Genomic DNA, 21,462 nt, shown 5'->3' with positions numbered 1-21,462 from the left:
GCGATCGCGGGCCCGGGCTCCATTGCTGATCCGGCCGCGGCGCGGTGCCAAACCCAATGCCGTGTTACGGGAACCAGATATCATGAAAACGCGCCTCCCCGTCCTCTACGGGATGCTGTTCGGGTTGTTGCTCGGTCTGTTCGGCACGCAGATCGGCCCCGTTCTCGCCGAGCGTGACGAGGCCTCGGCCCATCTGCCGCTCGAGGAGCTTAGGACCTTTGCCGAGGTCCTCGGACGCATCAAGAAGGACTACGTCGAGGAGGTCGACGACGAGGACCTGCTCGAGGGTGCGATCCGCGGCATGCTGTCAAGCCTCGACCCGCATTCCGCCTATCTCAATCGCGACGAATACCGCGAACTGCAGGTAGGTACCAGTGGCGAGTTCGGTGGGCTCGGCATCGAAGTCGGCATGGAGAACGGCTTCATCAAGGTCATCGCGCCGATCGACGATACGCCGGCCGCGCGGGCTGGGATCCAGGCCGGCGACCTCATCGTGCGGATCGACGACAAGCCGGTCAAGGGTATGAGCCTCAACGATGCGATCAATCAGATGCGCGGCAAGCCAGGCAGCCGCATCTCGCTGACGATTATCCGCGAGGGCAGCGACCCTCTGACCCTCGAGATCGAGCGTGCGGTCATCCAGGTCGCGAGCGTTCGCAGCCGGTCGCTCGAACCGGGCTTCGGGTATGTTCGGATCTCACACTTCCAGGCGCGCACGCCGGACGACCTGCGCCGCGCGATCGGCGATCTCGAACAGGAGAACGACGGTCGTCTCAAAGGCTTGATCCTGGATCTGCGCAACAACCCGGGCGGGATGCTCAATAGCGCGGTTAAGGTCGCGGACGCCTTCCTCGACGAAGGTTTGGTCGTCTACACCGAGGGTCGTGATCAGGCCTCGCGTCTGGATTTTTCCGCGAATCCCGATGAGCTGCTCGGCGGTGCGCCCTTGGTCGTGCTCGTCAACGCCGGCAGCGCATCGGCGTCGGAGATCGTGGCCGGGGCCTTGCAGGATCATCGTCGGGCGATCATCATGGGTACCCAGACCTTCGGCAAGGGGTCGGTGCAGACGGTCGTCCCGATCGATGAGTCCCGTGGTTTGAAGCTGACGACCGCCCGCTACTTTACACCGGATGGACGTTCGATTCAGGCCCACGGCATCGTGCCCGACATCACGGTGGCGCAGGGCGAATTGATCCTGGCGCGGCCGGCGGAAAACGCGGTAAAGGAAGCCGATCTGATCCGCGGTCTCGATGACGCCGACCCGGCGGAGACGGAATCCGACGGCCCCGTCGATCGACCCCTGGCGCTCGAGGACTACCAGTTGAGCGAGGCGCTGAACGTGCTCAAGGGTGTTGTGCTCTTTCAGAGCGACAGGGCCGGCTGAAGGCATGATTCCCCCGGTGGCGCGGACGCGCGCGATTGATCGTTACGAACGACGGAGGATTTGATGCTGCGTGTTCTGATACCGCTCGCCGAGGGTTTCGAGGAACTCGAAGCTGTCACGCTCATCGACCTGTTGCGCCGGGCCGCGATCGAGGTCGTCACGGCCGGTATGGTCGCCGGTCCGGTGACCGCCAGCCGAGGGACTGTCTTGGTTCCGGACACCGAACTGGCCGCGGTCGCCGACCAATCGTTCGACATGATCCTTCTACCCGGTGGGCTGCCCGGCGCCGATCATCTCGACCAGGATCCGCGCGTCCGCGAGCTGCTGACCCGACACCGGTCGATGGATCGCTACACGGCGGCCATCTGTGCTGCGCCGAAGGTGTTGGCAAACGCCGGGCTGCTCGACGGACGCGCGGCGACCTGGTATCCGGGGGCGCTCGATCCGGCCGCCTACCCGTCGGTTCGCCATCGGAGTGACGCCGTTGTCGTAGACGGCAAGCTCGTCACATCGCGCGGTCCGGGAACCGCGATGGATTTCGCGTTGACGCTGATCGAGCTGCTGGTCGGGCAGGATCGTCGATCGGAGGTCGAGAACCAACTGCAACGCGAGGTTTGAACCCGATCGACATGGGTGCCGTGGAGTCGACGAGCGCGCGACATGCTGGATGACGCTTCGGTCGTGGTGGGCGCCGCAGCGACGGCCTTCGCGTTGGCGGCAGCCGGTTCGTACGCTATGAGTCGCGGCCGGATACCCTGGTTGCAGATGCTCGACCAGCCGAATACGCGATCGCTGCATCTCCATCCCGTTCCGCGCGGGGGCGGGCTCGCGATCCTGGTCGCTGTCGCGATCGCGCTGCTTTTCGCCGCGCCGGTCCTCGGCGCGCGCGCCGAGTTGCTGTGGATCGCGGCCTCGGTGCTGCCGGTCGCGATCGTGTCCCTGTTCGACGACCGCGGCCATGTCCGGCCGCCCGTGCGTTTGATGATCCACGTCTTCTCGGCGGTGGTGCTGCTCGTGGGCGGCATCGGCTGGTGGCAGATCCTATGGCCGGGTGGCCACTGGCTACCGCCGGCGCCGCTGGCGATGCTGCTGACGGTGCTGTTCGTCGTCTGGATGACCAACCTCTACAATTTCATGGATGGCTTGGATGGTTTGGCCGGCGGCATGGCCACGGTGGGTTTCGGCGTCTTGGCCGCGCTCGGGTGGCAGGGCGGCGATCCCTTGTTCGCGGCGGTGGCAGCGACCATCGCCGCCGCGGCCGCGGGCTTTCTGACCCAGAACCTTCCCCGCGCGCGGCTCTTCATGGGCGATGTCGGATCGTCGAGCCTCGGCTTCTTGGCTGCCGCCTTGGCCCTGTGGGGCAGCGGGAGCGGACTCTTCCCGCTGTGGGTCGCGTGGCTGGCCTTCGCGCCCTTCATCGTCGATGCTACCTGGACCCTGCTGCGACGGCTCGTGGCTGGCGAACCAGTCTGGCAAGCGCACCGTTCGCACCATTATCAGCGCCTCGTAGGGGCCGGTTGGAGCCATCGTCAGACGCTGATCTGGGCCTATCTGCTGTTTGCGGCGACCGGTGCGTCGGCCTGGATGGCCCCGGCCATGGTTCCATCGGAACAATGGTTTCTGCTGGCGGCCTGGGCTGCGATCCTCGTGTTGATCCACTTGAAGATTGGCCTTTTGGAGAGGAAACATGATCGCGGCTGACGGGATCGCCGAGCGCATCGAGCCGACGTGGAACGGCGATCCCGACGCGGATCGACCCCTCGCGGAGCCGGCGACCGATCCGAGCGATCCAGCTTCGCGGATCATCGCGGCGCTGCACAAACGCGGCAAGCTCGCGACGGCCGATCTGCATCGCGCCCGTCGGGTGACCGACGACAGCGGTGATCCGTTGTTGCGGATGCTGGTCCGCCTGGGGTTGGTCTCGGAGCGCGACATGGCGATGGCCTTTGCCGAGGTGTTGGGCCTGCCGCTTGCCGACAAGAGCCGTTTTCCGACGGAGGCGGTCGCCGAAGGCTTGGTCAGCCTTCGTTTCCTCAAGGATGCCGGGATCCTGCCGCTGCGCGACGACGATGAGGCCCTCGAGGCCGCGTTTGCCGATCCAGCGGATCCGTACTTCCGTGACGCGTTGGCGCTGGCGGTCGCCAAGCCCGTGCGCGTTATGGTCGGCCTGCCATCGGAGATCGAGGCCGCGATCGAACAGCTCTACGAGCATCCGGTGGAGCCGGACCAAAACGACCTGGACTCGGCGCTCGGGGCGATCGACGAAGACGATATCGAGCACCTGAAGGATCTCGCCAGCGAGGCACCGGTCATTCGGCTCGTGAACCAACTGATCCAGCGGGCCGTCGAGAATCGTGCATCCGATATCCACATCGAGCCCTTCGCGGATCAGCTCAAGGTTCGCTATCGGATCGATGGCATCCTCAGGGAGGTCGAGGCCCCGCCGGTGCGATCGCAGGCCGCCGTGGTGTCGCGGGTCAAGATCATGGCCAAGCTCAACATCGCGGAGCGACGGCTGCCGCAGGATGGCCGCATCCCGATCCGTGTTCAGGGCCGCGAGCTCGACCTGCGCGTATCGACGGTCCCGACCATGTTCGGCGAAAGCGTCGTGATGCGGTTGCTGGACAAGGAGAGCGTGCGCTTCGACTTCGAGGCGCTAGGCTTCGATGGCTCGCCGCGCGAGCGGCTGCTCAGGATCCTCGAACAGCCTTACGGCATCCTGTTGGTCACGGGGCCGACTGGCAGCGGCAAGAGTACCACCCTGTACACGGCATTGAGCCGTCTCAACACAGAGGAACGCAAGATCATCACGGTCGAGGATCCGGTCGAATATCAGCTCCAGGGCATCAATCAGATCCAGGTCAAGGCGTCGATCGGCATGACCTTCGCCGGTGCGCTCCGCGCGATCGTCCGCCAGGATCCGGACGTGATCATGGTCGGCGAGATGCGCGATCTCGAAACGGCACGGATTGCCGTGCAATCGGCGCTGACCGGTCACGTGGTCCTCTCGACCCTCCACACGAACGACGCGGCGAGTGCCGTCACCCGGCTCCTCGAGATGGGGGTCGATGACTACCTGTTGACCTCGACCGTCAATGGGATCCTCGCGCAGCGCCTGGTGCGCCGCTTGTGTCCGGATTGTCGCGTCCCGGTCGAACCACAGCCGGCGTTGCGGGACAAGCTCGAACGGCTCGCCGATGGGGCCGCCGTGCGTCTGTATCGTCCCGTCGGCTGTCCGCAATGCAACCAGATGGGTTACCACGGCCGCCTGGTGATCGCCGAGGTCCTGCTGGTGACCGATGGGATCCGCCGCGCGGTGCTCGATCATGCGACCGCGACCGAGATCCAACGTGTCGCGATCGCCGAAGGCATGATGACCATGTACGACGATGGGCTGCGGAAGGCCCTCCAAGGTCGGACCACCGTCGAGGAGGTCCTGCGCGTGGCCGAGGAGGCGTGACGATGCTGCGTTACGAATACCGCGCGGTCAAGCCTGACGGTGAGTTGGTCGAAGGCGAGCTCGAGGCGCTCGATGAGGCCAATGCGGTTCGACAGATCCAGTCCTTGGGGTTGATACCGATCCAGACGCGCTCGGCCGGCGGTTTGCGCGCGCGCTTGACGCGCCGGGCCGATCGGCGCTTGAGCCAGAAGGAGATCGGGGCCATCACGCGGCAACTGGCGACCTTGCTCGAGTCCGGGCTGACGCTCGACCGTTCGCTGCAGATCCTGATCGATCTGACTACCGAGCCCCATCGCGCGAGTGTCCTTGCGGACTTGCAGAACCGCGTCCGCGGCGGGGCAGCCTTCTCCAGTGCGCTCGAGGCGCAGGATGGCCAGTTCCCGCGCCTGTACGTCAACATGGTCCGCGCCGGCGAGGCCAGCGGGGCGCTCGATGCGGTTCTCGCCCGGCTCGCCGATTATCTGGAGCGGACCGCCGAGTTGCGCGGCAGCATCACCTCGGCACTGGTCTACCCGATGATCCTGCTGGGGGTCGCTGGGCTCTCGGTCATCGCGCTGCTGGTCTGGGTCGTGCCGCAGTTCACGCTGCTGTTCGAGGACATGGGCGAGGCCCTGCCGCTGCCCACGCAGATCGTCGTCGCCGCCGGCGACCTGTTCCGGCATTATTGGTGGGCGATGTTGGTCGCGGTCGCGATCGCCGCCGCCGTCATCGAGCGCTGGCTCAAGGATCCGGTCGTGCGGACCCGCCTCGACCATCGGGTTCTGGACGTGCCACTGTTCGGCGACCTGTTATGGAAACTCGAAACGGCGCGATTTTGTCATACGTTGGCGACCCTGCTCGCGAATGGGCTGCCGTTGCTCAATGCGCTGAACCTGTCGCGCGAGGTCGTCGGCAACCGGAAGCTGGCGGGGCTCCTAGGGGAGGCCGGGGAGGATCTCAAGCGCGGCCGCGGCCTCGCCGAACCGCTCGGGCGCCGCGCGATCCTGCCGCAACTGGCACTGCAGATGATCCGGGTCGGCGAGGAGTCGGGCAGCCTGGAGGCCATGCTCGGCAAGGTGGCGCGCGTCTATGACCAGGAGACGAGGGCCAGCGTCCAGCGCCTCTTGACCTTGCTCGAACCGGTGCTGATCATCGGCCTCGGCATCGTCGTTGCCGGCATCATCGTCTCGATCCTGATGGCGATCCTCGGGGCCAACGAGCTCGTGTTCTAGAACCCAAGACGACGCCGACCGCCCGGCCATCCGAAGGCGGGTGTGGTCGGCGGGCGTTACTTCACGTCCAACTGAATCAAGGTGTTGATCTCAATGAATGCAAAGCTACGCGAGACCAGGCGCCGTCGCGCTGCGACCGGTTTCACCCTGGTCGAGCTGCTTGTCGTGCTGGCCATCCTCGGCCTGTTGGCCGGCCTCGTCGGGCCTCAGGTGATGAAGTTTTTGGGCAGCTCCAAGAGCCAGACCGCGAGGATCCAGATCGCGGACCTCGGCGCGACGCTCGATCTGTACCGGCTCGAGGTCGGCCGCTACCCGACGACCGAGGAGGGTCTGCGTGCACTCGTCGAGAATCCGGGCAATGTTTCGAACTGGAACGGGCCCTATCTAAGGCGCGGCGAGTTGCCGAAGGATCCTTGGGGTAACGAGTATAATTATCGTTATCCAGGGCAGCACGGTGCCTTCGACATCTGGTCTTACGGCGCCGATGGCCGCGAAGGTGGCGAAGGCGAGAATGCCGATATCACGAGTTGGGAGTGACGGGGCGGGTCGCCCCGTCGCGCGGGCGGTTGGCTTCACGCTGATCGAACTGCTCGTAGTCCTGGCGCTGATGGGCCTGATCCTGTCGATCGTCCCGCCGTTGGTCAGCGCCGCCTTTCCCGGCGTCGAGCTCAAATCTGCGGCGCGCACGACGGTAGCCAGCCTGAGACAGGCCCGAGAGGAGGCGATCCGCACCGGACGGGACGCGGCCTTGGCGGTCGATCTCGTCGAGCGGTCGTTGAAGATCGATGGCGGTTACCGGCCCGTCCGGCTGCCGAGCCGGATGCGGATCCGGCTCGAGACCGCCGAGACCGAGATGCAGGATGAACGGACTGGCGCGATTCGTTTCTTTCCCGATGGCAGCTCGACCGGCGGCGTGATCCTGCTGGAACGGGGCAACCAGGGTTATCAGGTTGGCGTCAACTGGTTGACCGGGCAGGTCCGGATGGCGCCTCGGGATGATCCATGAAACGAGTTGGCTTCGGTCAATGGGTCGACTCGCGCCAGGCCGGATTCTCGCTGCTGGAGGTCCTGGTCGCGTTCGCGATCCTCGCGTTGAGCCTCGGTGTGCTGTTGCAGATCTTCTCGCAGGCGCTCCGGGTCACCGCCGCCGGGGTCGACTACGGTCGCGCCGCGACGCTGGCCGAGTCCCGATTACAGGCCGTCGGCTTCGAGATCCCGCTCGAGCTCGGCTACCATCGGGGCGAAGACGATGACGGTCTTACCTGGTCGGTCGCGATCGAGCCCTTCGCGCTGGAAGCCGAGTTTCCTGGCGAGCCGCTCGCGATCCCGTACCTGGTCAGGATCGAAGTCGTCTGGCCCGATGCGGGTCGCAGCGAGCGGCAGTTGACCCTCACCAGCCTGCGGCTGGGCGCGCTGCCGTGAGTCGCGCGCGCGGGATCCCGAGGGGTCGCCGAGGTGGCTTTACCTTGGTCGAGCTGTTGATCGCGCTGAGCCTGATCGCGCTGATCAACCTCTTGCTTTTCTCAGGCTTGAGGCTCGGTTCGCGGGCCTGGGATACGGTCGAGACGCAGGCCGACCGCCACGGTGAACTGCGCATCGCGCGCGGTTTCGTCGACCGTGCATTGCGGCAAGCGCGAGCGATCGCGATGCCCTACCAGGATCGCCAGTGGTGGGGCCTGTCGGGTGATACCCAATGGATCGAGTTCGTCGCGCCCCTGTCCGATCGCGTCGGGACGGGCGGCCTTTACCTTCTGCGCTTGACCCTCGAGGAGCAGAGGGATCAGCGATCCTTGGTCTTGACGCACTGGCTGCTGCACCCGGATGTGTTGGCGGGTCGTGTGGAGCTCCGAATCCCGGCCTGGGAGGCACTCGTCGCGGATTCAACGGGCGTCCTCGCCGATCGAGATGTCGATCAGGATGCCGCCGCTGGGGTCTTCGGTCGGACGGTCCTGCTCGACGATGTCGATGAATGGGGGATTGCCTACTTCGGAGGCCGTGACGGCCAGGCCGAGAGCGATTGGTTCGATGACTGGCTCGATCAGCCGATGTTGCCGCAACGGGTACGGATCAGGCTGACGCGGCCTGGCGAGGCCTGGCCGGACATCCTGATCCCGCTGCCCGATGGAGCCTCTTGGTGAGCGAGCAGGGACCCGGCGATGGCTGACCGCGCCCGGTCCGGCAGGATTCGCGGCATCGCGCTCGTGTTGGTGCTCTGGGTCATCGCGCTGTTGACGGTGATGGCCCTCGGCTTGACCGCGACCCAGCGCACCGAGACGAGCCTGACGCGTAATCACGTCGATACCGTGCGATTTCGCGCGCTGGCCGAGGCCGCGGTCCATTATGCTTTGCTCCATCTGTCGGCGCCGGTGCCGGTCGAATGGCGTCAGTCCAGCGAGATCTGGGCTGCCGACGGCTGGCCGCGGACTTGGATCTTCGCCGGCGAGACGCTGGAGGTCCGAGTCTTCCACGAGGCCTCGCGGATCGATCTCAATCACGCGAGCGGCGAGCGGCTCGAGGCCCTGCTGCATGCGTTGGATATACCGCCGGACGAGGCGACGGCTTTGGCCAACCGCATCCTCGACTGGCGTGATCCCGATGATCTGCGGCGGCTCGATGGCGCTGAGGACAGCGATTACGAAGCCGCCGGCCGGCCCTATGGATCGAAGGATGGTCCCTTCTCGAGTGTCGCCGAGCTGCAACAGATCCTCGGCATGACGCCGCCGCTGTACCGTGCGATCGAGCCGGCCGTGACAGTCGATATCGGCTCCGATCAGGTCGACGAGGAATTGGCCTCGGCGTTGGTGTTGGCGGCGTTGCAAGGGCTGAGCCTCGAGGAGGCCGAAGAGCGGCTCCGCCTCCGTGACGAGCAGCTGTTGGGCGAGGCCGAGACCCTGGGTGCCGTTGCACGCGGTGGGCCCCTCTTGCGGATTCGGGTCGATTGGATTCGCGACGGACGTGGTACACAGGCGATGGAGACCTTGGTCATGGCGCAACCGGGTGCCTCGCCCCCGTTCCGCACCCGCTGGCAGCGCTATGGGCTCGCGGCGCGGCCCGACCAACCGTGATGGGCCGCCGTGCTGCGTCGCCGCGGCTGGCGATGACCCCGGCTCGAGGGTGCGTAGGGTTCCGGCGGAGCGGTCATCGGCGCCTGGGTCCTCGCGCAGCCGTTTGACAGGCAGCGGTCAATCCGCGCAAGCTAAACGAAACGCCGAGGACCTTAGGGCATCTTAGAAGCGTTGCTTGCAGCGTATGTGAGGAGCGTGGGCGAGCTTTGCCCTCGGCGGGCGCGGCAGACTGCTTTCAATAGCCTATCGCAACTCCGGCGAGATAAAATACCATGTGGTCGGGTTGGGTGCGCCAACTCGGAACCTGCGCTTCCCGGTATGGCGCTCGATGCGCGCCGTAACCCGACATCGCCGCAGTCAACCTGATTTCCGTGGGCTTGCCCATGGTCCCGGCTGCGGCGACTTGGCGCCGAACGACCGGCTCAGGTCGGCAGAGGATTATGAGGGTCATCGAACAGCTGAAAGGGATCCGGTCGGCGGGTCTCCGGTTCGACCGGGATACACTCGCAGAATGGTGGGCCGCCTATGGTGTCTGTTTGCCCGGTGCCTGGCGGCGCTGGTTTCTCGCCCGTGACCGACGGCTATTGGTCATCGACCGAGGTGGGCGCGCCGACCTCTTCATCGCGACGGGCGATGACCGCAGCCCGGTCGGCGAACTCGACAAGGCCGGCACGAGCGTCCTGCCGCCGATAGCCGGGGCCAGCACCGAGCGGACGGTTTTGGTCATCGGAGCGGAGCAGGTCCTGCGCCGGACCCTGTCGCTGCCGTTACAGGTGCGAGAGAACCTCGCGCAGGTCATGCGCTACGAGATCGATCGCTTTTCGCCGTTCGCGGCCGATCAGGTCTATATGTCGTTCGCGGCTCGTCCCAGCCGCCAGGCGGAACGGCTCGAGGTGGATCTGGCAATCTGCCGCCGTGCGCCGATCCAGCCGTGGCTCGAGCGCCTGCGCGGGGTCGGTCGACCTGTCGACCAGCTGACCTGGGAAGGGGCGTGGCCGCGAGCGAATCTGCTCGACCCGGCGGACCGTCCGCCGCACAAGATTCAGCTCGTGACGTCGGGGCGACTCTTCGCGCTCGCGGTCTTCGCGCTGCTGGTCGCGATCCTGATCTCCCCCTTGTGGCAGCGCACACAATTTGTGGAAGAGATCGAACGAGACCTGCGCCGTGTCCGCGTCGAGGCCATCCAGGTCGATGAGGTGCGTCAGTCCCTCGATCAGGCGCGCGAGGGAAGCCAGGCGTTGCTACGCCAAAAGGCGCAGCAGCCACTGATGGCCGATCTCTTGCGCGAGCTGACCCTTCACCTGCCGGACGATACCTGGATCCAGAATCTCGACGTGCAGGGGCAGGAGGTACAATTGCGGGGCGAATCGGCGCGTGCGACGGCGCTGATCGAGCGGTTGGAGCGCGTGCCCGGCTTCGAAGGGGTGGCCTTTCGGTCACCGGTCACGCAGGTCGCGCAAACCGGAATGGAACGCTTCCATCTGATGTTCCGCTATGGACTCGCTGCACAGCCATGATCTCGACCGGTTCCAAGCGTCCGTCGAATCGATGTCTGATCCTCTGGGCGGGGTTGCCGTTGATCCCACTCCTGTTGATCGGGTCGCTCGGCTGGTCTTGGTTCGAACGCCTCCGCACGCTGGACGATCAGGTCGCCGTTGCGACCGATCAACTCCACCGCTATCAGCGCTTGCTCCAGTCCTTGCCAAGGCTACGCGCCGAGCTCGAACAGGTCAGCGCCAACCAGGAATTTCGCTCCTTCTACATCGACGCACCGACACCCGCGTTGGCTGGGGCCGAACTCCAGACACGGCTGCAAGACCTGGTGCGTAACGCGAACGGTCGACTGATCAGCACCCAGGTCCTGCCGACGCCGACCCAGGAAGGCCCACCGCTGGTTCGGGTCCGCGCCCAACTGCAAGGGACGACCGAGACCCTGTTGGATATCTTGCTGGAGGTCGAGCAGGCTCGGCCTTTCTTGTTCGTCGATCAACTGTCGGTGCGCTCGATGTCCAGGTCCGTGGTACCGGGGCAGCGCGCACGCCAGATCCCCGGACAGCAGGATGGCCAGTTGACGGTGCGCCTCGATGTCTTTGGCTACGTCCTCGGGGGATCCCCGTGAAAGGCATCTGGACCCTGATCCTGGTCGGACTGATCGCGATCCTCTGGGCTCAGTGGCACGATTGGCCAATGAGCCCCGATCCGCTGCCACCGGCCGACGACGCAGCGCCTCAGGTAGCCGACGTTCTAACGCCCACCGCCGACCTTCTGGCGCGGCTCGATCGGCTCGACGACCGTTTGGCGTACGCCGAGGTCACGGAACGGCCGTTGTTCCACCCGGAACGCCGCCCGGTGCGAACGGAGGCGAGTGACGAAGCCGAGATCCCGGTGGCCGAGGCGACCGAGTTGGCCGGCCTGGATCTGACCGCGATCATCATGACCCCGGAGCTGACCGTGGCCTGGGTCCAATCACGGCAATCCCCACAAGCGTTGATCCGGGTCCGTCCTGGGGACGATTTGCTGGGCTGGGTCGTGCGGGAGATCCGTGCGGATCACCTGCTCCTGGAAGGACATGGCCGGACCGATCGGCTACCATTGCGTGATTACTCGGCCGCGACGCCGGCCCCCGCCTCGGTACTCCGCAACCGGGGGCCGCAGGCCGAGCGCCGCCCGCCGCGCCCAAGCCATGTCGCCGGTTCGCCACCGGCCGCACCGATCCAACCCTCTAGACCAACAGGCCCGTGATGATGAATGGCCAGGTCCTGCCGTTCCGCCGCAATCCATTTTCCCTGCGTCTTTGGCTGATCGTGTTCCTGCTGTCGGTGGCCCTGATCCTGGTGACCGGGTGCGAACGCGGCGACTGGGACCCTACGGTGCGGGTCGGCGACCCGCGCGGGCATGTCGTGGGGCCGACGTCTGAGGCCGCCCCGGTCGCAACGACCCAGCCGTTGGAGGCTGACGGGATCGCGTTCGGCCGCGCGGCCGAGGCGCCGGGAGTCGAAAGCTATGTCGAGCGCGGCACCGGCGCCTTCGTCGGTCGCATCGAACGGCCCGAGGTCGATACGACGCCCGGCGACGTGACGCTCAATTTCGATGGCACGGATATCCGCGAGGTCGTCAAGGTGATCCTCGGCGATCTGTTGCAGGTCAACTATGTCCTGCATCCGGCCGTGCAGGGCACCGTCGCATTGCAAACCGGCCGGCCGCTGCGTCGCGAACACCTGCTGCCGACGCTCGAGACGCTGTTGCGGATGAACAACGCCGCGTTGCTCCACACGAACGGCGGCTACGAGGTCGTGCCGTTGACCAACGCACTGCAGGGTCAGGTCACGCCCCAGCTTGGCGAGACGACGCGCGCGCTCCCCGAGGGTTACAGCATCCAGATCGTTCCGTTGCGCTACATCGGTGCCGACGAGATGAGCCGGATCTTGCGGCCGCTGGTCCCGGAAGGGAGCATCGTGCGCGTCGACACCCTACGCAACCTGCTGATCATTGCAGCGACGAGCCCGCAAATGGGCAATGTGCTCGATACCATTCGGGTCTTCGACGTCGACTGGATGGCGGGCCTGTCGGTCGGCTTCTTCACGCTCGAATACGCGCGCGCGAGCGATGTCGGGCAGCAGCTCGAAGGCCTCTTGGCCGACGAGGACGGTAACCCGTTCAAGGGACTGTTCCGTTTCATGCCAATCGAGAGCGCGAACAGCCTGCTGGTCGTCTCGGCACGGCCCGAGTATTTGTCCCAGGTCAAGGGCTGGATCGAGCGACTCGACGTGGCCGAGGCCGCGGCCGACGGCGTCCAGCGACTTTATGTGTACCGCGTTCGGCACAGTAACGCCGAGCTTCTCGCGGACGTCCTGAGCCAGTTGTTCACCGGTGACGGCACGGCGGCCCGCTCGGTTGGTGGTGTCGCGCCCGGTTTGCGTCCGGCCACACTCGATACCGACGGCGGCGGAAATGACGGTGGGTCCACCACGGCATCACGCCAGGCGCGCGCGAGCGAGATCGACCTGGGCTCGGGGGTCAGCATCGTCGCCGATACCGTCAACAACTCCTTGTTGATCCGCGCCAGCCCCCGCGATTACAAGAGCCTGCTCGATGCGTTGAAGCAGCTCGATATCGTCCCGCTGCAGGTCCTGGTCGAGGCAACGATCGTCGAGATCTCGCTGACCGGTAACCTTCAGTACGGCGTTCAATGGCAGATCTTCGGCAACGTCGAGGGTTATCGCCAGGATTTTTCGCTCGACGGCACGCTCGACAGCACTACGAGCTCAGGCATCAGCAAAGTGTTTCCCGGTTTCAACTGGGCGGTCATCGCGAGCCCGAATCAGATCCGCGCGACTTTGAGTGCGTTGGCGTCCGACAATCTGGTCAACGTCCTGTCGTCACCGTCGGTGATGGTCATGGACAATCAGACGGCGAAGATCCAGGTCGGGCAACAGGTGCCGATCGTGACGACCCAACAGCAGGGCACGACCGATATCGACCGGATCATCAATCAGATTCAATATCGGGATACCGGTGTCATGCTGTCGGTGAAGCCGCGGGTCACGCCGGGCGGCCTAGTGCAGATGGAGATCGAACAGGAGGTCAGCACGGTCGCGAGCCCGACCTCGCCAGGTGGCGTCAATTCCCCGACCTTCTCGACCCGCAATATCACGAGTTCGGTCGCGGTTCGCTCGAATCAGGCCGTGGTCCTCGGGGGGCTAATCCAGGATCTGCGCGAAGACGGCAAGCAGGGCGTGCCGGGGCTTTACAGAGCGCGGGGGCTCGGCGCCCTGTTCGGCGAGACCCGTCGCTCGGCGGATCGTACCGAGCTCGTCGTCATCCTGACGCCGCGCGTGATCGCCAGCGATCAGGACATCGAGTCGGTAACGAGTGAGTTTCGCGAGAAGCTCAAAGGCCTGGACATGCGCGGCCTCTAGCGACAGGCCTTGGCCGTCCGGGTCGTGGGCTGGCCGGACCCGCGGGGGCGACGGGCCGGCTGATGCTGGATCAGGATCGCCTCCGTCAGGGCTCGGCCGTGCACTGGCCGGTTTGCAGCAAGTCGCGATAAATCGCCAGCGTCGACGCGAGAATATGGTGACTGGCGAAGCGCCGTTCGGCCAGTTCCCGCGAACGCTGACCGAACCTCGCCCTGAGTGCCGGGTCAGCGACGAGCTTGGCCAGCGCGCTGGCCAAGGCCTCCGGATCCCTGGCCGGCACCAACAGCCCGTTCCGACCCGGTTCGACGACCTCGCGACAACCGGGGCCGTCGGTGGTCACGAGCGGCAAGCCGCTGGCCGCGGCCTCGATCAAGAACTTCGGCAGTCCTTCGCGGTAATACGACGGGAGGCAAGCGATATGGGCCTGGTCGAACACCGCCGGCATGTCGTTCCGATAGCCCCACCATTCGATCAGGCCACTGGCTTGCCAGGCTTGCAACTGAGACACGTCGACCGTACCCGGATTACCCGGGTCCGGACGGCCGACCAACACGAATCGCGCGGTCACGCCCTGGTCCCGCAGCAACCGCGCAGCCGCAACGAACTCGCCAAGGCCCTTGTCCCACAAAAGGCGCGCTGCGAGCACGATGGTCACGGGCGGAGCCGGCCGGGTCGGCGTCGGGCGGAAGCGATTCAGGTCGACGCCGGATCCAGGTATCAGGCGCGACTCGATGCCGGCGACTTGCCGCAGTTGTTCGCGGTCATCCGGATTCTGCACCGTGACGCAACTGCCAGGCCGGAGAAGCAGCCGTCGGTAGCCGATGCTGACCAACTGGCGCGCGAGCCGCGCTCGCCAATGGCGAGCCGTGAACAGATAGCCCATCCCAGGCAGACTGTTGACGACGGTGCGCACGCCACTCAGCCGCGCCGCCAACGAACCATAGAGGACCGGCTTCTGCGCGATGTTGTGCAACAGGTCGGGACGGGTCGCGCGCAACAGGCGTGCGAGGCGATGCACGGTTAAAAGCTCGCGACCCGGATTCAGGCCGCGCCGACAGATCGATAAAGGCACCAGCGTGAGTCCCGCGGCGCGGATCCGTTCGCCCTGATCCTCGACCTTGGTGATCACGAAGACGTCGTAGCCTGCGTCGCGCGCGGCGCAGGCGAGATCCAGGTAGTGCTGGCAAAAGTACCAGTCCACCGTGAGAAAGAAAGCAATCCTGGGTTTCATGCGTCCCGCGGCCCTCGATTCGGTGCGGCCGCAAGCCAGGCCTGGAACATCAGCAGATCCCACAGCTGATAGGACCAGTTGCGCGTGCCCGATAGATGCTCGTGCCAGGCACGACGGATGGGCTCGGGTTGCAGATAGCCTTCGTCGCGCAAGCGACGCTCGTCGAGCAAGGCCTCGGCCCAATCGCGCAAAGGACCGCGCAGCCAATGGTCGATCGGTACCCCGAACCCCATCTTCGGCCGTTCGATCAGCTCCTTGGGTACATGGCGCTCGACGATCGCTCGCAGTGGTCGCTTGCCGATGGTCCCGGTCAGCTTCCAGGCCAGCGGCAGGCGCCAGGCGAATTCGTAGACGCGATGATCGAGCAAGGGCACACGTGCCTCCAACCCAATGCCTTGGGTCGCCCGGTCGACCTTGACGAGGATATTGTCGGGGAGATAGCCGACGCTATCGAGGTACATCATCAACGCCCGAAAGTCACCGAGGTTCGGCCAGCGTCTGGGGTCGGTCAAGGCCGTGATCGGTTCGGTGGCGCCGTGCACCAGTGCTTCCGGGTGCTTCCAGTGCGACAGGAAACGGCGGTAAAGCGCCACCGGCGTATCCGCGATCAGCACCTCGCTCGCCTTGTGCAGCCGATCGCCCGGGTGGTGAATCGCGAGCGGCCCGGGCAGCCACCGCGCCACCGGTCGCAACACGCCGTTCCAAACGTGGGGACTCACGCGTTGGATCCCGCTCGCAAGCGCGTGCCGCGCCGACAGTGGGACCCAGCCGATCGCCTTCCAGGTCCGTGCCGCCCACAGATAGCGGGTGTAGCCGCCAAACAGCTCGTCGCCGCCGTCGCCGGAAAGGCAAACGGTCACGTCTCGCCGGGCCAGCGTCGCGACCAGATGGGTCGGAATCTGCGAAGGGTCGGCAAAGGGTTCGTCCCAGAGATCGGGCAATCGCGGGATCACCGCGAGCGCTTCTTCTGGGGTGACATAGTGCTCGGTGTGGTCGGTGCCGAGATGATGGGCCACGGCGCGCGCGCGCGGGGCCTCGTCATAGCCCGCCTCGGCGAACCCGATCGAATAGGTCCGCACGGCCTGGCGCGATTGCGCCTGCATCAGCGCAACGATGGTACTGGAGTCGATGCCTCCCGACAGGAAGGCCCCGATGGGGACATCGGCCTGCATCCGCAATGCGACCGCGTCGCGCAATAACTCCTCCAGAGTTTTGATCGCCTCGTGCCGGTCGCCGTCGAAAGCCTCGTGCTGGCCACGTTCGGCGATGGCCGCCGCGGACCAATAGCAGGTCAACGCCGGATCCCGACTGGGATCCGTGATGGTCGCGAAGGTGCCGGGGCCGAGTTGACGGATGCCGCGGTGGATGCTGTAGGGTGCCGGCACGTGCCCCAGGCGCAGGAAGAGCGCCAACACATCGCGGTCGACATCGCCGGACCAGTCGGGATGGGCGCGCAAGGCCTTCAATTCCGATCCGAACAAGAAGTGCCGACCCGCCCAACCGTAATACAAGGGCTTTTCGCCGAGCCGGTCGCGAGCCAAGACCAAGGTCCGGTCGCGGCGATCCCACAGGGCGAACGCGAACATCCCGTTCAAGCGTTCCAGGGCGCGCGGCACGCCCCAATGGGCCAGCGCCGCGAGCAGGACCTCGGTGTCCGAGTGGCCGCGCCAGGAGGTGTCGGACGGCAAGGCCGCCCGCAACGACCGGTGGTTGTAGATCTCGCCGTTGAAGGTCAACAGGTAGCGGCCGTCGGCCGAGACCATCGGCTGATGGCCATGAGGCGAGAGGTCCAGGACCGCCAATCGCCGATGTCCGAAGGCGATGCCGGCTGCGGCATCGACCCAGGTCCCGGTGCCGTCGGGCCCGCGATGCGCGAGCGTCGCGGTCATCGAGGCGATCCGCGCCCGTAAAGCGGCAGCATCGCCTCCGCCGGGTTGCCACAGGCCGCATACGCCGCACATCAGCGCAGGACCCCATTCGCGAGAGACTCGTAAAGGCGGGTGTATTGGTCGGCGATCGCGGGCAGCGCGAACTGCTCCGCGACGCGCTGCCGCGCTCGGGCGCCGAGCTCGACCAGGCACGGCCGGCCACAGGCCAGCAATCGGCCTATCGCCGCGGCCAACGCGGCTGGATCGCGCGGCGCGACGACGGCTCCGGTGTCGGCTACGATGGCAGCCGAGTCGCCGACGTCGGTGACCACGCAGGGGATGCCGCAGGCCATGGCCTCGCCGACGATGTTGGGAAAGCCCTCGCCGTAGGCCGAGGCCGAGACCAACAGATCACAGCCAGCGAGGATCCGCGGCATGTCGCGCCGCAGACCGAGCAGGTGGGTGCGGTCAGCGAGTCGCAGCTCGGCAAGCCAGGCCGCGAGCAGCGGGTTGGTCGCTTCGAGCTGTGATCCGCATAGGACCAGGTGCAGCAGCGGGGCCTGCTCGCGCAGCCGCGCCATCGCCACGAGCAGGGTCCGAAAGTCCTTTTGTGGGTCGAAGCGCGCGGCGCCGCAGATCAAAGGCGTGCCGGGGGTGAGGCCGAGCTCGTCGCGAAGCCGAACGCGCGCGCTCGGATCCGGCCGAAAAAGATCCAGATCGAACCCGTTCGGGATCACGCTCATGATGTCAGCGCGATAACCGAGCGCGCGGTGCACGCGCCGGGTCTGCTCCGAGCAGCACAGGATGTGACTCGGCGCGGCCCGCGATAGTGCGGCGCACAGCCGTACTGTCCATCGGGTAGTGCGCTTGGAGGTGACCGGGTCGAGATCGCTTTGCCGCAGGTTCCACAGCAGTGGCACCGCCCCGAGCCAAGGACGGGCCAGCGCACCGACCAGGTCGGCGTGGTACATCCAGGTCTGCACCAGATCCGGCGACCAGGCGCGCACGCGTCGGATGAATCCCGCCAACGCGGTCGGGTTCGGCCGGCCGCGCCGCAAACCGAGATCGGCAACGGGCCATCCCAAATCGCGAATCGGCTCGGCCAGGTCGCCGCCTGTCACCAGGGAGATCACGCGAGCCGACACCCGATTCGGGTCGGATGCGGACAACAGCTTGTAGAGCATCATCTGCGCGCCACCGGTATCGAGGGCCGTGATCAGATGCAGCACGCGCATCGGGCGCTGGTACCCGGCCGCTCCGATGGTCCGCGCAGCGGCCATCGAAGTCATCCGGATCCCTCGAGCAGCGCGAGATAAAGGTCCGTGATGGGTTCCAACGCGAAGTCGGCGGCACGCGCGATCAGCGGGGCGCGAGCGGGTGGCGCGGTCAGGGTCGCGAGGATCGCGTCGGCGAGCGCAAGGCTGTCGCCAACCGGCACCAAGCGTCCCAGTCGGCCATCCTCGAGGATCTCGCGCGGTCCGTCGCGACAATCGGTGCTGACCACCGGGGTGCCGCAGGCGAGCGCCTGGATCAGCACGCCCGGAAGTCCCTCCCAGGCCGACGAGCACACGACCAGGGCGGCGCTGCGAAAGAAGCCGAAGGGGTTCGGTTGGAAACCCGGCAGGTCGACATCGGTCGCGACGCCGAGCTCGTGGGTCAGACGCTCGAGGCTCCGCCGCTCGGGGCCTTCGCCGAGGATCACGAGGCGTGCGGGGTGGTGCGCGCGCACCCGTGCGAAGGCCCGGATCAGGGTCGGAAAATCCTTCTGCGCGACCAGGCGGCCGGCGGCGAGCAGCACCGGGCGACAGGCGTCTTCGGCGAACCAGCGATGCGGCGGCGCGGCGGCGGCCATCGTCGGCAGATCCGGGGTCACGACCGGGTTGTGTATCACGTGCAGACGGGATGGCTCGATGCGGAGATGCCGGCCCAGGTCCGCCGCGACGCCGCGCGATACGGCGACGACGGCCTCCGCGCGACGATAGAAGGTCCGCGCCAATCGCGGCATCGCGCGCGCCGCGAGCCCGCGTCCATTAAGGGTTTCAGCCGACAGGTTGCTGCGTACGCTGACCAGGCAGCGGGTCCCGGTGCCGGCCAGATCCCTGGCCCAGAGCGCCACGATGTTGGCGTGGTCCATCGCCGCGAGCAAGGCCCGCGGCCGCGTGTGCCGTAGATAAAAGGTCAGCCTCGCCAATGCCGCCAGGACCCGGCCGCGGTCGAGGTCGACGACGCGGACGCCGGATGGAACCTGATCCAGATAGGGTCCGGACGCGCGGGCCAGGACCAGATCGACCGGTCGTCCGCGCGCCGCGAGCCCGCCGGCCAGGTTGAGCATCATCCGTTCGGCGCCGCCGCCGGCCAGCGACGGCAAGAAGAGCGCGATCGGCCCGGTCCCTGGCGACGGGTCGCGCCGCGCCGTGTCGCGACCTGGCGTCGCGATCACCGATGGCTCCGGCCGCCGCGGCGCAGCCACAGCTCGAGGATCAGCAGAGGCCACAGTTGGTAGATCGAGAAGCGCCCGGGATCGGCTTGCTGCGCGATCAACTGGCGCAGCCGCCCCGGTTCGACCAGGGTCGCCAGCCGTGTGTCCGACGCGGCCAGCAGATCCCGCGCCAACCCCAGCATCGCGTCGCGTGACCAGCTGTTCGACGGGAGGCCGAAGCCCATCTTGGGCCGATTCATCCAGCCGGCCGGAAGGTAGCGGGAAGCGAGTGCCTTGAGCAGCCGTTTGGTCTCCGCCGGCGGCCGCCACAGGGCCGCCGCCGGCAGGCCCGCGGCGAGCTCGGCGACCGAGCGGTCGAGCAGCGGGCAGCGGACCTCGAGGGCGACCTGCATGCTCATGCGATCGACCTTGGCGAGCACGGCGCCAGGCAGATAGGTCTCGGCGTCGAGGTGGCGCATCCGATGCAGCAAGGGTTGGCGGCTGGCATTCAGGTCGCGGCGCCAGCCCTCGACACAGCCTTCGACGGTCGCAGACAGCCCGCCGGTCAGCGCGGCCACCTCGTCTGGCTGGAAGATCAGCCAGCGCGGCGACAAGTAGCCGTCGGCCGGCCGGTAGCGGCGTCGGTTGCGTACCGCGGGCCAGAGCGAACGCAGCGGATGGCCGGCTTCGCGCAGGGTGTCGCGGTAGCGACCGTAGCCGCCGAACAGCTCATCGCCGCCGTCGCCGGACAAGGCCACGGTGACATGCTGACGGGTGTAGCGGCACAGCAGATAGGTCGGCAGACAACTGGAGTCCCCGTTCGGCTCGTCGAGGCGTTCGGCGATCTCGGGGACGAGGTGCAGCGTATCGGGCCGCAGCCGCTCTTCGTGGTGTTCGGTGCCGAGGTGGCGCGCGACCTCGCGCGCATACAGATGCTCGCTGTCATCGGCCCCCTCGAATCCGATCGAGAAGGTCGCCAGCGGCTGATCCAACTCGCGCGTGACCATCGCCGCCACCAATGCGGAGTCGACGCCGCCGGACAAGAAGGCCCCAAGGGGCACATCGCTGACCAGGCGCTTTTGGACCGCGTCGCGGACCCGGGCGCGCAGCTCTTCGAGGCGCTCGGGCGTCGACGGGCCGCCGAACCGAGCCGGTTCCGCGGGTTCGAAGCGCGTGTACCGCGTCGCCTCGGCGACCGTCAAGCGATCGCCCGCGAGGTCCACCGTCATCCAGCAGCCCGGCGGCAGTTTGCGCGCGGCCTCGTAGATACTGTGCGGCGCTGGCACGTACTGCAGCAGCAAATAGAATTCCAGGGCCTCGCCGTCGATCGCATCGGTGAAGCCCGGGACTTGTGTCAGAGCGGTCAATTCGGATGCGAACGCGAACCACCCGGGACCGCGTGCATAGTAGAGCGGTTTCTTGCCGAACGGGTCGCGGGCCAACAGCAGGCGGCGTCGTTCGCGGTGCCACAGGCCGAATGCGAACATCCCGTCGAGTTCGTGCAGATGAGCTGGATCCAGGTCTTCGAACAGATACGGCAAGACCTCGGTATCGGTGCGAGTGCGCAGCCGATGGCCGGTCCGCTCGAGACCTCGCCGCAGCGTCTGGTAGTTGTAGATCTCGCCGTTGAAGGTCACCTGGACGGTCGCATCCCGATTTCCGAGCGGCTGCCGACCCTCGTGAGACAAGTCGATGATGGCCAGCCGGCGGTGCGCGAGCCCACAACCGCCGGCGGGGTCGATCCAGATCCCGGCGTCGTCGGGGCCGCGGTGCGTCATGGTATCGCGCATCGCGAGCAGAATTCGCTCGAGCGTCGACGCGTCGAACCGCCCGGGTTCGCAGAGCAGTCCGGCTATCGCGCACATGGTCTCGAGTCCGGCGCGCGATCCTGGCTACCCACGCGGT

The 21,462-nt window shown here is 66.6% G+C and carries 19 protein-coding genes; 14 read left to right on the top strand and 5 right to left on the bottom strand.

Translation table 11 applies throughout. The features are described 5' to 3' along the window. The first annotated feature begins 82 nt into the window (after positions 1-82). The 14 genes from ABC977_RS09920 (at position 83) to gspD (ending at position 14,039) form a co-directional block, all read left to right on the top strand. Positions 83-1,384 (top strand): S41 family peptidase, encoded by a 1,302-nt coding sequence (locus ABC977_RS09920; RefSeq protein ID WP_369667098.1) that lies wholly within the window; start codon positions 83-85, stop codon positions 1,382-1,384. Between the two features lie 63 nt (positions 1,385-1,447). Then, positions 1,448-2,002, top strand: coding sequence for a DJ-1 family glyoxalase III (locus ABC977_RS09915; RefSeq protein WP_369667097.1), 555 nt, complete (start codon positions 1,448-1,450; stop codon positions 2,000-2,002). Positions 2,003-2,044: 42 nt separating this feature from the next. Continuing rightward, complete coding sequence (locus ABC977_RS09910; protein WP_369667096.1) at positions 2,045-3,085, top strand: MraY family glycosyltransferase; 1,041 nt, start codon at positions 2,045-2,047, stop codon at positions 3,083-3,085. Continuing rightward, on the top strand, positions 3,072-4,844 hold the full coding sequence (gene gspE / locus ABC977_RS09905) for a type II secretion system ATPase GspE (protein WP_369667095.1): 1,773 nt from the start codon (positions 3,072-3,074) through the stop codon (positions 4,842-4,844). Before ABC977_RS09910 ends, gspE begins: the two co-directional genes overlap by 14 nt. A 2-nt stretch (positions 4,845-4,846) precedes the next feature. Further along, a complete protein-coding gene (locus ABC977_RS09900) occupies positions 4,847-6,055 on the top strand; it encodes a type II secretion system F family protein (RefSeq protein ID WP_369667094.1) in 1,209 nt (402 codons plus the stop codon). 93 nt (positions 6,056-6,148) lie between these two features. Continuing rightward, positions 6,149-6,592, top strand: a complete 444-nt coding sequence (gspG, locus tag ABC977_RS09895; protein WP_369667093.1) for a type II secretion system major pseudopilin GspG — start codon at positions 6,149-6,151, stop codon at positions 6,590-6,592. After that, complete coding sequence (locus ABC977_RS09890) at positions 6,567-7,061, top strand: GspH/FimT family pseudopilin (protein ID WP_369667092.1); 495 nt, start codon at positions 6,567-6,569, stop codon at positions 7,059-7,061. The genes gspG and ABC977_RS09890 overlap by 26 nt, the downstream gene beginning before the upstream one ends. Further along, the gene (locus ABC977_RS09885) at positions 7,058-7,477 is read left to right on the top strand and encodes a type IV pilus modification PilV family protein (RefSeq protein ID WP_369667091.1); all 420 of its coding nucleotides are present in this window, start codon (positions 7,058-7,060) and stop codon (positions 7,475-7,477) included. The genes ABC977_RS09890 and ABC977_RS09885 overlap by 4 nt, the downstream gene beginning before the upstream one ends. Continuing rightward, positions 7,474-8,193 carry a prepilin-type N-terminal cleavage/methylation domain-containing protein gene (locus ABC977_RS09880; RefSeq protein ID WP_369667090.1) on the top strand — a complete coding sequence of 240 codons (720 nt, stop codon included), beginning with the start codon at positions 7,474-7,476 and terminating at the stop codon, positions 8,191-8,193. Before ABC977_RS09885 ends, ABC977_RS09880 begins: the two co-directional genes overlap by 4 nt. A gap of 18 nt (positions 8,194-8,211) precedes the next feature. Beyond that, positions 8,212-9,120: a type II secretion system minor pseudopilin gene (locus ABC977_RS09875; RefSeq protein ID WP_369667089.1), complete on the top strand. Its 909-nt coding sequence runs from the start codon at positions 8,212-8,214 to the stop codon at positions 9,118-9,120. A 440-nt stretch (positions 9,121-9,560) separates the two neighbouring features. Beyond that, positions 9,561-10,637 (top strand): PilN domain-containing protein, encoded by a 1,077-nt coding sequence (locus ABC977_RS09870; RefSeq protein WP_369667088.1) that lies wholly within the window; start codon positions 9,561-9,563, stop codon positions 10,635-10,637. Next, complete coding sequence (gene gspM, locus ABC977_RS09865) at positions 10,634-11,239, top strand: type II secretion system protein GspM (protein ID WP_369667087.1); 606 nt, start codon at positions 10,634-10,636, stop codon at positions 11,237-11,239. The genes ABC977_RS09870 and gspM overlap by 4 nt, the downstream gene beginning before the upstream one ends. Then, a complete protein-coding gene (locus ABC977_RS09860) occupies positions 11,236-11,862 on the top strand; it encodes a hypothetical protein (RefSeq protein ID WP_369667086.1) in 627 nt (208 codons plus the stop codon). The genes gspM and ABC977_RS09860 overlap by 4 nt, the downstream gene beginning before the upstream one ends. Continuing rightward, complete coding sequence (gene gspD / locus ABC977_RS09855; protein ID WP_369667170.1) at positions 11,862-14,039, top strand: type II secretion system secretin GspD; 2,178 nt, start codon at positions 11,862-11,864, stop codon at positions 14,037-14,039. Before ABC977_RS09860 ends, gspD begins: the two co-directional genes overlap by 1 nt. Before the next feature lie 85 nt (positions 14,040-14,124). Here the strand turns inward: gspD and ABC977_RS09850 are convergent, their stop codons facing one another. The 5 genes from ABC977_RS09850 to asnB (ABC977_RS09830) are packed head-to-tail and all read right to left on the bottom strand — an operon-like array spanning position 14,125 to position 21,422. Further along, positions 14,125-15,270 carry a glycosyltransferase family 4 protein gene (locus ABC977_RS09850; protein WP_369667085.1) on the bottom strand — a complete coding sequence of 382 codons (1,146 nt, stop codon included), beginning with the start codon at positions 15,268-15,270 and terminating at the stop codon, positions 14,125-14,127. Next, a complete protein-coding gene (asnB, locus tag ABC977_RS09845) occupies positions 15,267-17,231 on the bottom strand; it encodes an asparagine synthase (glutamine-hydrolyzing) (RefSeq protein WP_369667084.1) in 1,965 nt (654 codons plus the stop codon). Before asnB (ABC977_RS09845) ends, ABC977_RS09850 begins: the two co-directional genes overlap by 4 nt. Next, on the bottom strand, positions 17,231-18,427 hold the full coding sequence (locus ABC977_RS09840; protein WP_369667083.1) for a glycosyltransferase: 1,197 nt from the start codon (positions 18,425-18,427) through the stop codon (positions 17,231-17,233). Before ABC977_RS09840 ends, asnB (ABC977_RS09845) begins: the two co-directional genes overlap by 1 nt. After that, positions 18,424-19,578: a glycosyltransferase gene (locus ABC977_RS09835; RefSeq protein ID WP_369667082.1), complete on the bottom strand. Its 1,155-nt coding sequence runs from the start codon at positions 19,576-19,578 to the stop codon at positions 18,424-18,426. The genes ABC977_RS09840 and ABC977_RS09835 overlap by 4 nt, the downstream gene beginning before the upstream one ends. Continuing rightward, a complete protein-coding gene (asnB, locus tag ABC977_RS09830) occupies positions 19,575-21,422 on the bottom strand; it encodes an asparagine synthase (glutamine-hydrolyzing) (protein ID WP_369667081.1) in 1,848 nt (615 codons plus the stop codon). The genes ABC977_RS09835 and asnB (ABC977_RS09830) overlap by 4 nt, the downstream gene beginning before the upstream one ends. Positions 21,423-21,462 lie beyond the last annotated feature (40 nt).

The organism is Thioalkalicoccus limnaeus (assembly GCF_041197575.1).
GTDB classification, from domain to species: Bacteria; Pseudomonadota; Gammaproteobacteria; order Chromatiales; family Chromatiaceae; genus Thioalkalicoccus; species Thioalkalicoccus limnaeus.
Note: the sequence above shows the minus strand (reverse complement) of the source record. Positions and strands in the feature narration are given on the sequence as shown.